This is a genomic window from Amycolatopsis nigrescens CSC17Ta-90 (genome assembly GCF_000384315.1).
Taxonomy (GTDB): domain Bacteria; phylum Actinomycetota; class Actinomycetes; order Mycobacteriales; family Pseudonocardiaceae; genus Amycolatopsis; species Amycolatopsis nigrescens.
On the sequence record NZ_ARVW01000001.1, the window covers coordinates 3,807,005 to 3,822,020 of the forward strand.

Here is a 15,016-nt window from a genome sequence, read left to right on the forward strand (position 1 = left end):
TCGGCCCGTCCCAGCCTACGAGCGCAGCAGGTCGTCGCCAAGTTCGGTGCGCCGGTACCGCACCGCGCGCCCGTGCCGGGAACTGCTCAGCAGCCGCGCGTCGCGTAGCGCGGTGAGGTGCTCGGAGACCGTGCCGGCGGACAGGCCGAGCCGGATCGCCAGTGCCGAGGTGTCGGCCGGTTCGTCCAGCGCGGTCAGCAGGGCCGCCTTGGTCCGGCCGACCACGGCGGCCAGCGTCTCGGTGGGCACCGGCGCACCCGCCCATAGCTCGCCGACCCCGCGCGCCGGGTACAGCACCGCGGGCTGCCACGGCGGCACCATGATCACCCCGAGCCGCGGCCAGGCGAACAGGCCGGGCAGCAGGAGCAGCCCGCGCTCGTCCAGTTCGGTGCGGACCCGCGTTTTCGTCTCCACCAGCACCACGTCGCCGGCCAGCCGCAGCCCGGGATGGAGATCGCTCAGCACCAGCTCGATCCCGCCTTCGGCCAGCCGCCGGGACCGGTAGTCGATGTCCGCGGTGAGCAGCCGCTTGAGCCGCGGCCAGTTCGGCTCGACCAGTTCGGTCCAGACCAGCTCCATCTGGTCCGCGAGCAGGTCCCGCGCCGCCGCCGGGTCGGCGGGCAGCCCGCTCAGGTCGGCGTCCACCATGGCGAGCTCGGTGGCGACCTGCGCCGGCGGGGTCCGGCGAACCTCCGCGAGCTGCGCGCGTGCCGTGGTGCGCGGGCCGCTCGGCGGCGGGCTGAGGAAGTCGGTGAGGTAGCGCCTGGCGCCGAGCACCGCGAGCAGCTCGCCGACCGGCAGCTCTCGGATGGACACGGCCGCCTTCGCCACCCAGGCCAGATGGGTCGGATGGCCGCGCACGCCCAGGATCGTCTGTACCGCGCCCATCGTCTCCTCCAGCGGGGAGAGCGCGAACCGCACTCGGTTCGCGCCGGCCGGGGTGAGCACCAGTTCGATCATCGCGGGACCAGCTTTCGGCTATTTCCGAATCATTATTCCGCGCCAGTCCGGCGCAGCAAGCTCGGCGCATGACGACCCTCGCCGCGCAGTCCTCGCAGTCCCTGTTCCACCACCGGCCCTACTGGCGCTGGTCGGCCGGCGTGCAGCTGGGCAGGCTGCCCGCGGCGATGGCCCCGCTGGCCTTCACCGTGCTGACCACCGCCGCCACCGGCTCCTACCGGCTCGGCGGGGTGATGATGGCCGTTTTCGTGCTCGCCGAACTGGCCGGCGCGATCCCGGCCGGGCGGCTGCTGGACCGGATCGGCCCGGCGAAGGGGCTCGCGCTGATGCTGGTCACCGCCGCGGCCGCGCTGGCCGGGCTCGCCGCGGTGGCGGCCACCGGCGCGTCCGGGCCGGTGCTGCTGGCCATGGTGGTACTGCCGGGGGTGGTGGCGGGCGGGATGTCCGGTGGTTTCCGCACCCTGCTCGCCGGCACCATCTCCGGCCCGCTGCTGCCGAGGGCGATCGCGGTGGACGCGATGATCCTGGACGGGGTGCTGATCGCCGGCCCGGCGCTGGTCGCGTTGCTGGCCACCGCGCATTCGCTGGTGCCGCTGCTGGTGATGGCGTTGGCCTACCTGCTTTCCGCCGCACTGGTGCCGCGCGTGACGGCCGCGCGCGAACAGGCGCCGGCCGGACGGGTGCGAGTGCCGGCCCGGGCCTGTGCGCCCTGGCTGGCCTGCCAGTTCACCGTCGGCCACGTGCTCTCCACGGTGGAGGTCGCACCGTTGCCACTGGTGCAACGCCTTGGCGAGGGGGAAGGCGCGGCCGCGTTGCTGATCGCCGTGCTGTGCGGCGCGAGCATCGGCGGCGGCGCGCTGTACGCCTGGCGAGGGCCGAAGCTCGGGCTCGGGCCGCGCGGGCAGGCCGGTATCGCGCTGACCGGGTTCGTCCTGGGTGCTGTGCTCGTCGCCGCGAACCTCGGCCGGCCGGGGCTGCTCTGCGGGGTGGCGCTGATCGGCGTGTGCACCGCGCCGCTGGTCACCATCGCGTCGGTGCGGATGCAGGCGTTGCTGCCGGCGACGCGCAGGTCGGAAGGGTTCTCGCTGTCCTTCGCGGTGCAGGCCGCCGGTTTCGGGCTCGGTTCGCTGACCGTCGGGGTGCTGCCCCTGCCGCTGGTGTCTTTGCTCGGTGCCTCCAGCGCGGCCCTCGGTTGTGCGATGCTGACGTTTGCTGCCCGAGAAGTAGTTGGCAGCGCGCCAGCAAGCTTCTAGCCTGGGTCACAAGTCGACACCACGGGAGACGCCGATGACCGCCGTACAGCCCAAGCCCGCCACGGTCAGGGAGACCTTCGACTCGCTGGACCCGGCGACAGACGAGGTACTCGCCACCTACCCGGTGCACACCCGCGAGGACGTCGAAGCGGCCGTCGCGCAGGCCAGGGACGCGGCGCTGTGGTGGGACTCGCTCGGCTTCGCCGGGCGCGCCGAGCGGCTGCGCAGGTGGAAGGGCGTGCTGACCAGGCGACTGGCCCAGCTGTGCCAGGTGGTGCGGGACGAGACCGGCAAGCCGATCGCGGACGCGCAGCTGGAGTCGGTGCTCGGCATCGAGCACATCGCGTGGGCTGGCCGGAACGCGCGCAAGGTGCTCGGCAAGCAGCGGCGCCCGGCCGGGCTGCTGATGTCCAACCAGGCCGCCACCGTCGAATATCAGCCGCTCGGCGTGGTCGGCGTGATCGGCCCGTGGAACTACCCGGTTTTCACTCCCCTCGGCTCCATCACCTACGCGCTGGCCGCGGGCAACGCGGTGGTGTTCAAGCCCAGCGAGTACACCCCCGGCGTCGGCCGGTGGCTGGTGGACGCGTTCAACGAGGTGGTGCCGGAGAAGCCGGTGCTGCAGCTGATCACCGGCTTCGGCGAGACCGGTGCCGCGCTGGTCGGCGCGGGGGTGGACAAGATCGCCTTCACCGGCTCCACCGCCACCGGCAAGAAGATCATGGCGGCGGCCGCCGAAACGCTCACCCCGGTGGTGATCGAGGCCGGCGGCAAGGACCCGGTGCTGGTGGACGAGGACGCGGACGTCGAGGCGGCCGCGGACGCCACGGTCTGGGGCGCCTTCTCCAACTCCGGGCAGACCTGCGTCGGCGTCGAGCGGGTGTACGTGCACGAGCGGGTGCACGACGAGTTCGTGGCCAAGGTGGTGGCGAAGAGCCGGGAGCTGCGCGCGGGCTCCGACGCGGAGGCGTCCTACGGCCCGGTCACCATGCCCTCGCAGATCGGCGTGATCCGGCGGCACATCGCGGACGCGATCGCGCGCGGCGGCAGGGCGGTGCTCGGCGGCACCGACGCGGTCGGCGACCGGTATGTGCAGCCGACCGTGCTGGTCGAGGTGCCAGAGGACGCCGACGCGGTGCGCGAGGAAACCTTCGGGCCGACCGTGACCATCGCCAAGGTGGCCGACATGGACGAGGCCGTGGCCAAGGCGAACGACACCAGCTACGGCCTCGGCTCCACGGTGTTCTCCAAGCGCCGCGGCATGGAGCTGGCCAGGCGGCTGCGCACCGGGATGACCGCGATCAACGCGCCGCTGTCCTTCGCCGGTATCGCGTCCCTGCCCTTCGGCGGGGTCGGCGACTCCGGTTTCGGCCGGATCCACGGCCAGGAAGGGCTGCGCGAGTTCGCCCGCTCGAAGGCCATCGCCCGGCAGCGCTTCACCCCGCCGATCGCGCTGACCTCGTTCCCCCGCAACGAAAAGACCGACGCACTGGTGGCCAAGCTGGTCACCGTCCTGCACGGCAAGCGCTAGTCGAGCAAGCCGGCGTCGTGCACGAGTAGCGCGATCTGCACGCGGTTGTTGAGCTGCAGCTTGGTCAGGATGCTGGACACGTGCGTCTTGATCGTGGGCACGCTGAGGTACAGCGCGGCCCCGATCTCGGCGTTGGACCTGCCGTTGCCCAGCTCGACGGCGACGTCGCGTTCACGGTCGTTCAGCAGCGCCAGCCTGCCGGCGGCCGTTTCCCGACGCCGGTCGCCATCCGACTCGGCGACGTGCGCGATGAGCCGCCTCGTCACCGCCGGCGACAGCACCGGCAGGCCGCCGGCGACCTGGCGGACCGCGGCCACGATCTCCGCCGGTGGGGTGTCCTTGAGCAGGAAACCGGCGGCTCCGGCGCGCAGTGCGCGCAGCACGTGGCGATCGGCGTCGAAGGTGGTCAGCACGATCACCTCGGGCGCCGACGGCCTGGCGCGCAGCGCTTCGGTGGCGGCCAGCCCGTCCAGCCCTGGCATCCGGATGTCCATCAGCACCACGTCGGGCCGGTGCTTTTCGACCATGGCGGGCACCTCGGCGCCGTCGGCCGCCTCGCCGAGCACGCGGATATCGTCCGCACCGCCCAGCATCATCGTCAGCCCGGAACGCACCAGCGGGTCGTCGTCCACCAGCAGCACGCCGATCGGTTCGGTCACGGCGGCCACGGTAGCCAGGCCTTGAGCCGCCAGCCATCGGTGGTGGCAGGGCCGTACTCCAGCCGCCCGCCGGCCAGCGCCACCCGCTCGGCCAGCCCGGCAAGACCCCGCCCTGGCGCACCGGCTTCGGGCGGGGTGGTGGTGGAGGTGTTGCGCACCTCGGCGGTCAGCCCGTCGGCCGCAGAGCCGGACACCCGGACGTCCACAGTGGACCCAGGGGAATGCTTGCGCGCGTTGGTCAAACCCTCCTGCACGATCCGGTACGCGGTGCGCCCGACGGTCTCCGGCACCCGCCCGCCGACCTCCTCGTGCAGCTCCACCCGCATCCCTGCCCGGCCGGACTCGGCGACCAGCTGCGCCAGGTCGGCCAGCGTGGGCTGCGGCAGCTCCCCGTCCGGGGCGCGGAGCACGCCGATCACCTCGCGCAGATCCTGCAACGCCTGGTGCGAGCTCTCCCGGATCACCTTCGCCGCGCGGGCCACGTCCTCCGGTGCCGCGTCTGGCCGGTACTCCAGCGCGCCCGCGTGCACGCTCAGCAGGGACAGCCGGTGCCCGAGCACGTCGTGCATTTCCCGCGCGATGGCCTCACGGGCGTGCAGCTGGGCCTGCTCGGCGCGCAGGTTCGCCTCGGTCTCCGCGCGGGCCGCCCGTTCCCGCAGCGACTCCACCAGCCGGCGCCGGTGCTGGACGAACAGGCCCCAGCCGACCGCGGCCGCCTGCAGCGTGATGCCGAAGGCCAGGATCAGCTCCGGCGGCGCGTCCGGCTCGGGCCGCAGCAGGTTGTAGCCGGTCGCGCTGAGCAGGCTCAGCGAAAAGACGGCCAGCGCGATCTTGGCCGGCCGGTGCACCGCCACCGTGAACAGCGCGGCCAGCATCGCGCCGGCGACCAGCTCGGCGTAGCAGGACGCGGCGATCAGCGCCACCGCGAGCGCGACCGGCCACCGGCGGCGCAGCCACAGCGCGGCACAGCCGAGCACGCCGGTCACCTGATCGGCCTGGAACAGCCAGGCCGGGTCGGGCAGCGCCGAGGAGCGCACCCGGATGTACGCCAGGAACAGCCCGAAAACCGCCGCCAGCAGGAACATCGCGCTGTCCACCGCCCAGTCCCTGCTACTCCGCCTCCCCACCCCCACCCCCTCCGCTTTGTCCGTGAAGGGCACCTTGCCTACGTTGAAGGTAGGCAAGGTGCCCTTCACGGACAATCGCGGTGCGCAGGGGGGATACCGAAGTCGGGGGAGGCGATACCTTCGAACGATCTGGGCGAGAGGTGCCGGTGCCTAGCGTTGGGGACATGCGCAAGGCCATTCAGTTCTTGGGGCTCTTCCTGCTGCTCGAGGGCGTCAGCGGAACCATCGACCACCTGCTCTACCAGCCGTTCTTCGGGGTGGTGCTGAACTTCTTCAACCGGATCGTCATTCCCCGGATCGACTTCCTGGCCGGCTACGAGCTGTTCGCGAACCTGTTCCTGGCGGTGCTCGGCCTGGTGATCGCGATCGCCGCCGAGCGGGTCAGGTCCCCCGGATCAGATCAGCGGCCTTCTCCGCGACCATGATGGTGGGCGCGTTGGTGTTCCCGCGCGGCACCACCGGCATGATCGACGCGTCCACCACGCGCAGCCCGTCCACCCCGCGCACCTTCAGCGCCGGGTCCACCACGGCGAGCTCGCCGGTGCCCATCGCGCAGGTGCCCACCGGGTGGTACAGCGTCTGCGTGTTCTGCCTGGCGTGCTCGGCCAGCGCGTCCTCGTCGAGATCGTGCCGGTCGGGCAGGAACGGCTGGTCCAGGAACCGCGCCAGCGGCCCGGAACGCCCGATCTCCATCAGCGAACGCAGCGCCGACAGCATCGCCTCGAAGTCCGCCGGCTGCGCGTAGTACGCCGGGTCCAGCTCGGGTTTCCACTGTGGATGCTTCGAGCGCAGCCGCAGCCTGCCCCGGCTGGCCACGTCCACCAGTGTCGCCGCGGAAGTGAACCCGGAGACCGTCGGCTCGCGCAGGCCGTTGTCGTAGAACAGCGTCGGCGCCACGTGGATCTGCATGTCCGGCGCGTCCAGACCGTCCACAGTGGAGTAGAACGCGCCGGCCTCGCCGATGTTGGACGCCAGCGGCCCGCGTTTGGTGAGCTGCCAGCGGAGCAGCCCGGCCGGGGTGGCCGAGTCCGCCACGTCGGTGGTGCCGCGGGTGGACCAGATCACCGGCGCCGCCGGGTGGTCGTGCAGGTTCTCGCCGACCCCCGGCAGCCCGACCGCCACGTCGATGCCGTGCTCACGCAGGTGTTCGGCGGGCCCGATCCCGGACAGCATCAGCAGTTGCGGCGAGTTGATCGCGCCGCCGCAGAGCAGCACCTCGGTGTCCGCGCGCACGGTCCGTTCCTCGCCCTTGTTCAGATAGCGCACGCCCACCGCGCGGGTGCCCTCCAGCAGCACCCGCGTGGTCTGCGCGTGCGTGCGCACGGTGAGGTTCGGCCGGTCCAGCGCGGGCCGCAGGTAGGCGTCCGCGACCGACCAGCGCCGCCCCTTCTTGCAGGTCACCTGGTACAACCCGGCGCCTTCCTGCGACTCGCCGTTGAAGTCGTCGGTGCGCTTGAGCCCCCAGCTCACCGCCGAGTCCACCCAGGCGCTGGACAGCTCGTGCGTGTACACCCGGTCCTCCACCCGCAGCGGGCCGCCGGTGCCGTGCAGCGGGCCGCCGAGCCGGGTGTTGCCCTCGGCGCGGACGAAGTACGGCAGCACGTCCGCGTGGCCCCAGCCCTCGGCGCCGTGCCGGTCGCGCCAGCCGTCGTAGTCCGCGCGGTTGCCGCGGATGTAGATCATCGCGTTGATCGAGGAGCAGCCGCCGAGCAGCTTGCCGCGCGGCCAGTAGGCGGGCTTGCCGGTGTGCTTCTGCTCCACCGTCTCGTAGTTCCAGTCGTCCTTGGTCTTGAACAGCCCGGCGAACGCGGCCGGGATGCGGACCTTGTCGTCGTCGTCCTCCCCGCCGGCCTCCAGCAGCAGCACCCTGGCCGACGGATCCTCAGTCAACCGGTTCGCGAGCACGCAGCCCGCGCTCCCGGCGCCCACGATGACGTAGTCGAAGGATTCAGAGTCGGCCACGGATGCCTCCAGCTCGTTGGCGGGGTGTCAATTCCACGAGCATGCCTTCCACGGGCATGAGGTGGAAGTGTCGCGGCTCAGCTTCCCCCGGTTGTCGCGGTTCGGCAACGAGTCGCGGTGACCCATCGTCCAACTAGGTCAACCGACGGTTAATTCTCAACGCGACCGGGTACCAGTGAGGTGAGGGCTCGCAACGGGAAACAACCGAACGGGAGGCCGGAAAATGGCACAGCTGCGGAGAATCATCGGAATCGCCGGTGCGGCGGCCGCGATGGGCGCGACCGCGGTGCTGGCCCCGCCAGCCGCCGGTGCGGACGGTATGCCGTGCAGCGCGCAGGCCAAGGCCTGCATCCAGCTCGGCACGAACACGAGCTGGCTCGCAGACCAGGGCGTGGTCACCTACGGCGGGGTGCCGATCACGTCCGGCAAACCGGGGTACCGCACCCCGACCGGCAGCTTCAAGGTCCAGTACAAGGACATCGACCACTACAGCAAGCAGTTCAACGGCCCGATGCCCTACTCGGTGTTCTTCACCACCAACGGAATCGCCTTCCACCAGGGCAGCCTCAAGCAGAAGTCGCACGGCTGCATCCACCTGTCGCGCGAGGCGGCCATCACCTACTTCAACGCCCTGCAGCCCGGTGACGTGGTCGAAGTCGTGAAGTAACCCGCCGACGTCGGCTCGAGCCGTGCTCGGTTACTCTTCCGGGGTATTGACCTGCGCGAATGAGGAGCAGCCGACCGTGGCCCGAGTCGTCGTCGACGTCATGCCGAAGCCCGAGATCCTGGACCCGCAGGGGCAGGCGGTGGCCGGTGCGCTGCCGCGCCTCGGTTTTCAGGGCGTGTCCGAAGTCCGTCAGGGCAAGCATTTCGAACTCGAGGTCGACGACTCCGTCGACGATGAGACCCTTGCGAAGATCGCCGAAGGCTTCCTGGCCAACCCGGTGATCGAGGAGTGGACCATCCGGCGGGTTGGCCAGTGACCGCGCGGATCGGGGTGATCACCTTCCCCGGCACGCTGGACGACGGCGACGCCGCCCGCGCGGTGAAGTACGCCGGCGCCGAGCCGGTCGCGCTCTGGCACGCGGACGAGGACCTGCGCGGCGTGGACGCGGTGGTCGTCCCGGGCGGCTTCTCCTACGGCGACTACCTGCGCGCCGGCGTGATCGCCAGGTTCGCGCCGGTGATGAACCCGGTCATCGAGTCCGCCCGCGGCGGCATGCCGGTGCTGGGCATCTGCAACGGGTTCCAGATCCTCTGCGAGGCCGGCCTGCTGCCCGGCGCGATGGTGCGCAACGAGGGACTGCACTTCATCTGCCGCGACCAGTGGCTGCGGGTGGAGAACACCAGCACCGCGTGGACCAGCCGGTTCGAGCCGGGCGCCGAGATACTGGTGCCGATGAAGAACATCGACGGCTGCTTCGTGGCGAACCAGGCCACCCTGGACGAGCTGGAGGCCGAGGGCCGGGTGGCGTTCCGCTACGTCGGCGGCAACCCGAACGGCTCACGGGCCGACATCGCCGGGGTTACCAGCGCGAACGGTCGAGTGGTCGGCCTGATGCCGCACCCCGAGCACGCCATCGACGCGCTCACCGGCCCCTCCGATGACGGCCTCGGCATCTTCTACTCCGCCCTCGACGCCCTCCTCCACGCCTGACCCTTTCGGCTCGATGCAGCGAAGGCCACCTTCGCTGCGTTCAACGCAGGCAAGGTGGCCTTCACTGCATGGCCGGTGGCTAGCCGGCGGCGGCTTGGACGAGACGGGCGTAGGGGCCGCCCGCGGCGAGCAGCTCCTCGTGCGCGCCGAGCTCGGTGATCCGGCCGTCCTCGATCACCGCGACCCGGTCCGCGGCGGCCGCGGTGTGCAGCCGGTGCGCGATCGCGATCACCGTGCGCCCGGCCAGTGCGCCGTTCAGCGAGCGCTCCAGCTCCCGTGCGGACGAGGTGTCGAGCAGCGACGTGGCCTCGTCCAGCACCACCGTGTGCGGGTCGGCGAGCACCACCCTGGCCAGCGCCAGCTGCTGCGCCAGCGCGGCCGGGACCGCCTGCGCACCGGTGCCGAGCTTGGTGTCCAGCCCGTCCGGCAGCCCTTCGGCCCAGTCCCGCGCGCCGACCGCGGCCAGCGCGTCCAGCAGCTGCCCGTCGGACCACTCGCCGGCCGGCAGGGTCAGGTTCTCCCGCAGCGTGCCGGCGAACACGTGGTGCTCCTGGGTCAGCAGCAGCACCTCGCCGCGCAGCAGGTCTTCGGCCATTGTGGACACTTCACGGCCGCCGATGGTGACCGAGCCGGAGGTCGGCGCGGCGATCCCGGCGAGCAGCCTGCCCAGAGTTGACTTGCCCGCACCGGACGGTCCGACCACGGCCAGCCGCTGCCCGTGCGGCACCAGCAGCCGCACGTCGTGCAGCACTTCGCGGTCCGCCGAGTAGCCGAACCGCACCGACCGCACCTCGATGTCCTGCCCGTCCGGCGCTTCGGTGCCGGTTTCGGCCGGGTGCGCCCGCACGCCGAGGATCCGCCGCAGCGCCGAGCCGGACACCTGCAGGTCCTCGAACCAGAACAGCAGCTCGTCCATCGGCGCGGACAGCGCCTGCGCGTAGAGCAGCATCGTGGTCAGCGTGCCCAGCTGCACCAGCCCGCCGCTGTAGGCGAGGCCGCCGATCAGCAGCATGGCCACGATCGGCAGCAGGTAGGACAGGTCGAGGTTGGGCAGCCACCAGGTCTGCAGCCGGCGGATCTCCCGCTCGTGGCGCACCGCTTCGCCGAGCGAGCGCCGCCCGGAGCTGATCCGCCGTTCGGTCAGCCCCAGCGCTTCGGCGGTGCGCGCGCCCTCGACCGTCTCGTGCAGCTCGGACTGCACGTCGGCCCACTGGCCGAGCATCCGCTGCAGCACCGGCGCCACCCGGCGCTGGTACCAGACCGTGGAGATGACCAGCATCGGCACCGAAAGCAGCAGGGTCAGCGCCAGCAGCGGCGAGGTGACGATCATCGCCGCCACGGTGAGCAGCACGGTGAACACCGCGACCAGGATCTCCGGCACCGCGTTGCGCACCGCGTGGTCGATCCGCGAGATGTCCGAGGTGGACCGGCTGAGCAGGTCACCGGTGCCGGCCGCCTCCACCGTGCCCAGCGGCAGGGTCAGCGCGTTGCCGACGAACTCCTCCCTGGTCTTGGCCAGCACCTTCTCGCCGAGCACCCGCGCCCGCAGCCTGGCCGCGCGCTTGAGCGCGGCCTGCGCGAACAGCAGCACCAGGAACAGCCCGGCCAGCACGTCCACCCGCAGGGTGCCGGTGCCGCGGGTGACCGAGTCCACCAGGTCGCCGAGGATCTGCGGCCCGGCCAGCCCGGCCAGTGTGGCCAGGCCGAACAGGGAGAGCATCACGACGAGCCCGCGCCGGTTCTCCCGACCGGTGCGCCGCACCCAGCCGAGCACCTCCCGCGCCGAAGCGAGCGGCAGCCGGATCATGTCTTCGCCCTTTCCAACACCCGGTGCGTCTCCGCCACCGGAATCCACAGTGGACTTTGCGTGAGTACGACGGTGGTCTTGCCCTGGCGCAGTTTCGCCACCCGCTCGGCGATCCGGATCTCGGTGTGCGCGTCCACCGCCGAGGTCGGCTCGTCCAGCAGCAGCACGTCCGGGTTCAGCGCCAGCGCCCTGGCCAGGTTCAGCCGCTGCCGCTGACCGCCGGAGACCTCACGGCCGCGTTCGCCGATCCGCTCGTCCAGCCCGTTCGGCAGTGCGGCCACGATGTCCTCGGCGTCCGCCGTGTACAGCGCGGTGGAAACGTCCACTCCGGACGGACCCGGCGCCTCGGTCTGCTCGCGCAGGACGCCGGAGAACCAGATGTCCTGGTTGTGCGCGTACACCACCCGCGCGCGCAGCTCGGCCAGCGCGACCCGGTCCACCGGCACCCCGCCGGCCAGCACCGGCTGGTCCGAGTCGGTGAACCTGGCCAGCCGTTCGGCCAGCGCCTCGGCCGCCGCGCCGGCGTCGATCACGGTCAGCTTGCCCGCCTCGATGGTCAGCCCGGTGGCCGTGTCGTACAGCTCCAGCGGCCCGGCCGGCAGGCGCACCGGCTCGGCCGGATCGGCCAGCCGCGGCTTGATCGCGAGCACCGAGCAGGCCTTCTTCGCCGAGACCATCGCCGAAGTGAACTGGTAGGCCGCTTCGGTCGCGACGCTGACCGGGATCAGCAGGAAGGCCGAAGCGCCGTAGAACGAGACCAGCTCGCCGACCGAGATGGTGCCCTCGATCGCCAGCCGGGCACCGAGCCAGGTGATCGCCACGATGACCAGCCCGGCCAGCGCCACCTCGGCACCGGCCAGCAGCGCCTCGCTGCGCCCGACCTGCACCCCGGCCTGGCGGACCTGCTGGCTGGCGGCGCGGAATCGGCCGAGGAACTGCCGCTCGCCGCCGATCCCGCGCAGGATGCGCAGCCCGGAGACGATGTCCGAGCCGAGCGCGTTCACGTCGGTCAGCTGCTCCCGCTGGTTGGCCTTGCGCTCCTGCAGCGGGGCCAGCAGCGCGCCGATCGCCACCACCGCCAGCGGCACGCCGATCAGCGCGACCAGCCCGAGCAGCAGCGAGTTCGTCAGCAGCGCCACCGCGGTCACCGCGAACCCGATCACCGAGCCGACCGTGCGGCCGAGCACCTCGAAGGCGTTCCCGATCGTGTTGGTGTCCGAAGAGGTGACCGCGACCACTTCACCGCTGCCCGCCGCGTCCCGAAGGCCGGCGCCGAGCCGGGCGGCGTGCACCGCCACCGCGTGCTGGGTGCCGGCCGCGCCGTGGATCCACAGCCCGTGCGCGATGAAGTTGAGCACGGTTCCGCCGGCGGTCTGCAGCAGCCCGAGGCCGAGCACGACCATGGACCACAGCCAGAGCGCGGAGTCGTCGCCGTCCGCGACCGCCTGCACGCCGCGGCCGATCGCCAGTGGCACCAGCGCGGCCGGAACCAGCCAGCCGGCACCGAAGAGTGACGCGCCGACGACCATGCCAGGCCGCATCTTCAGCAGCGCGATCATGAACCGGCCGGGCGTGAGCCGGTCAGGCAGCCGCGGCGCGGGAATTTCGACTGGGGTGCTGGACACGTGACCTGACGTTATCCGGACGTACCGGGCGGCGGCGACCGATTTTCCTCGTGAGTGAAAACGGTTGCCCTGGCAACACTTTCCACTCACGAGTCCTGACCTGCGCGGATGCCCACTACGCCCCACAGTTACTCTTTGGGGGTGGCGACTACCGACACCGAGACCCCGGTCACCGACACCACCGCCCGCGCCGGGGAGACCCCCGATCTCGCGCAGCCCTATCTGGAGCTCGGCCTCGCCGAGGACGAGTACGCGCGGATCCGCGAGATCCTCGGCCGCCGTCCCACCGACGCCGAGCTGGCCATGTACTCGGTGATGTGGAGCGAGCACTGCTCGTACAAGTCGTCCAAGAAGCACCTCCGCTACTTCGGTGAGACGACCACTCCCGAGATGCGCGAGAAGATGCTGGCCGGCATCGGCGAGAACGCCGGCGTGGTGGACATCGGCGACGGCTGGGCGGTCACCTTCAAGGTGGAGAGCCACAACCATCCGTCCTATGTGGAGCCCTACCAGGGTGCGGCCACCGGGGTCGGCGGCATCGTGCGCGACATCATGGCGATGGGTGCCCGCCCGCTCGCGGTGGCCGACTCGCTGCGCTTCGGCGCCGCGGACGCGCCGGACACCCGCCGGGTGCTGCCCGGGGTGGTCGCAGGGGTCGCCGGCTACGGCAATTGCCTCGGCCTGCCGAACATCGGCGGCGAGCTGGTGTTCGACCAGAGCTACGCGGGCAACCCCCTGGTCAACGCGCTGTGCGTGGGTGCGATGCGCACCGAGGACCTGCACCTCGCCTTCGCCTCGGGTACCGGCAACAAGATCATCCTGTTCGGCGCGCGGACCGGCCTGGACGGCATCGGCGGGGTGTCCGTGCTGGCCAGCGACAGCTTCTCCGCGGGCACCGGCCGCAAGAAGCTGCCCAGCGTCCAGGTCGGCGACCCGTTCACCGAGAAGGTGCTCATCGAGTGCTGCCTCGACCTGTTCGCGCAGAAGCTGGTGGTCGGCATCCAGGACCTCGGCGGCGCCGGGCTTTCCTGCGCGACCTCCGAGCTGGCCGCCGCCGGCGACGGCGGTATGCGGATCGAGCTGGACCGGGTGCCGCTGCGGGCCAAGGGTATGACCCCGGCCGAGGTGCTCTCCAGCGAGTCGCAGGAGCGGATGTGCGCCGTGGTCGCACCGTCCGATGTGGACGCCTTCATGGCGGTCTGCGCCAAGTGGGACGTGATCGCCACCGAGATCGGCGAGGTCACCGACGGGGACCACCTGGTGATCGACTGGCACGGCGAGACCGTGGTGGACGTGCCGCCGCGCACCGTGGCGCACCAGGGCCCGGTGTACGACCGGCCGCTCGCCCGTCCGTCCACTCAGGACGCTCTCGCCACGGACACCCCGGACCACCTGCCCCGGCCGTCCAGCCCGGCGGAGATCCGCGAGACCGTGCTGAAGCTGATCTCGTCGCCGAACCTGGCGTCCAAGGAATGGGTCACCCAGCAGTACGACCGCTACGTGCGCGGCAACACCGTGCTCGCGCAGCCATCGGACTCCGGGGTGATCCGGATCGACGAGGAGACCGGCCGCGGCATCGCGGTCTCCACCGACTGCAACAGCCGGTACGTGTACCTGGACCCGTACGCGGGTGCGCAGCTCGCGCTGGCCGAGTCCTACCGGAACGTGGCCACCAGCGGCGCGACCCCGGTCGCGGTCACCAACTGCCTGAACTTCGGCGCGCCCACCGACCCCGGCGTGATGTGGCAGTTCGAGCGCGCGGTGCACGGGCTCGCCGACGGCTGTGCGCAGCTGGGCGTGCCGGTGACCGGCGGGAACGTGAGCTTCTTCAACCAGACCGGGGACGTCGCGATCCTGCCGACCCCGGTGGTCGGTGTGCTCGGCGTGCTCGACGACGTGCGCCGCCGGATCCCGACCGGGATCGGCGCGGAAGCCGGCGAGACCCTGCTGCTGCTCGGCGAGACACACGACGAGTTCGGCGGCTCGGCGTGGGCGCAGGTCATGCACGGCCACCTCGGCGGGGTACCGCCCAAGGTGGACCTGGAGCGCGAGCGGCTGCTCGCCGAGATCCTGCTGGCCGGCTCCCGGGACGGGATGATCTCCGCCGCGCACGACCTGTCCGACGGCGGCCTGATCCAGACGCTGGTCGAGACCGTCCTGATCGGACAGTGCGGCGCCAGGGTGCTGCTCGACGAGGACGCCGACCCGTTCGTGCAGCTGTTCTCCGAGTCGGCTGGTCGGGTGCTGGTCGCGGTGCCGCGGTCCGAGGAGCTGCGGTTCACCGAGATGTGCACCGCGCGCGAGCTGCCGTGGCGCAAGGTCGGCGTGGTGGACCCGGAGGCCGGTGGCCTGGAGATCCAGGGCGTCACCGCCTTCGGCTTCGAAGAGCTTCGCGAAGCCTTCGAATCCACCCTCCCCGCGCTCTTCGACTGAGG

General features: G+C 71.6%; 13 protein-coding genes. 7 read left to right on the plus strand and 6 right to left on the minus strand.

From position 1 onward, the window contains the following. Positions 1-15 precede the first annotated feature (15 nt). Positions 16-960, minus strand: a complete 945-nt coding sequence (locus AMYNI_RS0117875; protein WP_020669399.1) for an ArsR/SmtB family transcription factor — start codon at positions 958-960, stop codon at positions 16-18. 68 nt (positions 961-1,028) lie between these two features. Here AMYNI_RS0117875 and AMYNI_RS0117880 point away from each other — a divergent pair, with 68 nt between their 5' ends. Continuing rightward, the gene (locus tag AMYNI_RS0117880) at positions 1,029-2,213 is read left to right on the plus strand and encodes an MFS transporter (RefSeq protein ID WP_020669400.1); all 1,185 of its coding nucleotides are present in this window, start codon (positions 1,029-1,031) and stop codon (positions 2,211-2,213) included. Between the two features lie 34 nt (positions 2,214-2,247). Further along, complete coding sequence (locus AMYNI_RS0117885; protein WP_020669401.1) at positions 2,248-3,744, plus strand: aldehyde dehydrogenase family protein; 1,497 nt, start codon at positions 2,248-2,250, stop codon at positions 3,742-3,744. On the opposite strand, the gene AMYNI_RS0117890 is transcribed toward AMYNI_RS0117885, so the two are convergent. Further along, entirely contained in the window at positions 3,741-4,412 is a 672-nt protein-coding gene (locus AMYNI_RS0117890) for a response regulator (RefSeq protein ID WP_020669402.1), read from the minus strand. The genes AMYNI_RS0117885 and AMYNI_RS0117890 overlap by 4 nt on opposite strands. Continuing rightward, positions 4,400-5,530, minus strand: coding sequence for a sensor histidine kinase (locus AMYNI_RS0117895; protein WP_026360594.1), 1,131 nt, complete (start codon positions 5,528-5,530; stop codon positions 4,400-4,402). Before AMYNI_RS0117895 ends, AMYNI_RS0117890 begins: the two co-directional genes overlap by 13 nt. Positions 5,531-5,694: 164 nt before the next feature. Between AMYNI_RS0117895 and AMYNI_RS0117900 the strand changes: the two genes are divergently transcribed. Continuing rightward, positions 5,695-5,955 carry a hypothetical protein gene (locus AMYNI_RS0117900; RefSeq protein ID WP_020669404.1) on the plus strand — a complete coding sequence of 87 codons (261 nt, stop codon included), beginning with the start codon at positions 5,695-5,697 and terminating at the stop codon, positions 5,953-5,955. Here AMYNI_RS0117900 and AMYNI_RS0117905 read toward each other — a convergent pair. After that, positions 5,912-7,492 (minus strand): GMC family oxidoreductase, encoded by a 1,581-nt coding sequence (locus tag AMYNI_RS0117905; RefSeq protein WP_020669405.1) that lies wholly within the window; start codon positions 7,490-7,492, stop codon positions 5,912-5,914. The genes AMYNI_RS0117900 and AMYNI_RS0117905 overlap by 44 nt on opposite strands. Before the next feature lie 223 nt (positions 7,493-7,715). Between AMYNI_RS0117905 and AMYNI_RS0117910 the strand changes: the two genes are divergently transcribed. From AMYNI_RS0117910 to purQ, 3 genes are all read left to right on the plus strand, one after another. Further along, positions 7,716-8,159, plus strand: coding sequence for a L,D-transpeptidase (locus AMYNI_RS0117910; protein WP_020669406.1), 444 nt, complete (start codon positions 7,716-7,718; stop codon positions 8,157-8,159). Positions 8,160-8,235: 76 nt separating this feature from the next. Next, a complete protein-coding gene (gene purS, locus AMYNI_RS0117915; protein ID WP_026360595.1) occupies positions 8,236-8,475 on the plus strand; it encodes a phosphoribosylformylglycinamidine synthase subunit PurS in 240 nt (79 codons plus the stop codon). Then, on the plus strand, positions 8,472-9,149 hold the full coding sequence (gene purQ / locus AMYNI_RS0117920) for a phosphoribosylformylglycinamidine synthase subunit PurQ (RefSeq protein WP_020669408.1): 678 nt from the start codon (positions 8,472-8,474) through the stop codon (positions 9,147-9,149). The genes purS and purQ overlap by 4 nt, the downstream gene beginning before the upstream one ends. A 79-nt stretch (positions 9,150-9,228) precedes the next feature. Here purQ and AMYNI_RS0117925 read toward each other — a convergent pair whose 3' ends face one another. Next, on the minus strand, positions 9,229-10,956 hold the full coding sequence (locus AMYNI_RS0117925) for an ABC transporter ATP-binding protein (protein ID WP_020669409.1): 1,728 nt from the start codon (positions 10,954-10,956) through the stop codon (positions 9,229-9,231). Next, a complete protein-coding gene (locus AMYNI_RS0117930; RefSeq protein ID WP_020669410.1) occupies positions 10,953-12,581 on the minus strand; it encodes an ABC transporter transmembrane domain-containing protein in 1,629 nt (542 codons plus the stop codon). Before AMYNI_RS0117930 ends, AMYNI_RS0117925 begins: the two co-directional genes overlap by 4 nt. Positions 12,582-12,689: 108 nt before the next feature. On the opposite strand from AMYNI_RS0117930, the gene purL reads away from it, so the two are divergent. Beyond that, positions 12,690-15,014 carry a phosphoribosylformylglycinamidine synthase subunit PurL gene (gene purL, locus AMYNI_RS0117935; RefSeq protein ID WP_051116339.1) on the plus strand — a complete coding sequence of 775 codons (2,325 nt, stop codon included), beginning with the start codon at positions 12,690-12,692 and terminating at the stop codon, positions 15,012-15,014. Positions 15,015-15,016 lie beyond the last annotated feature (2 nt).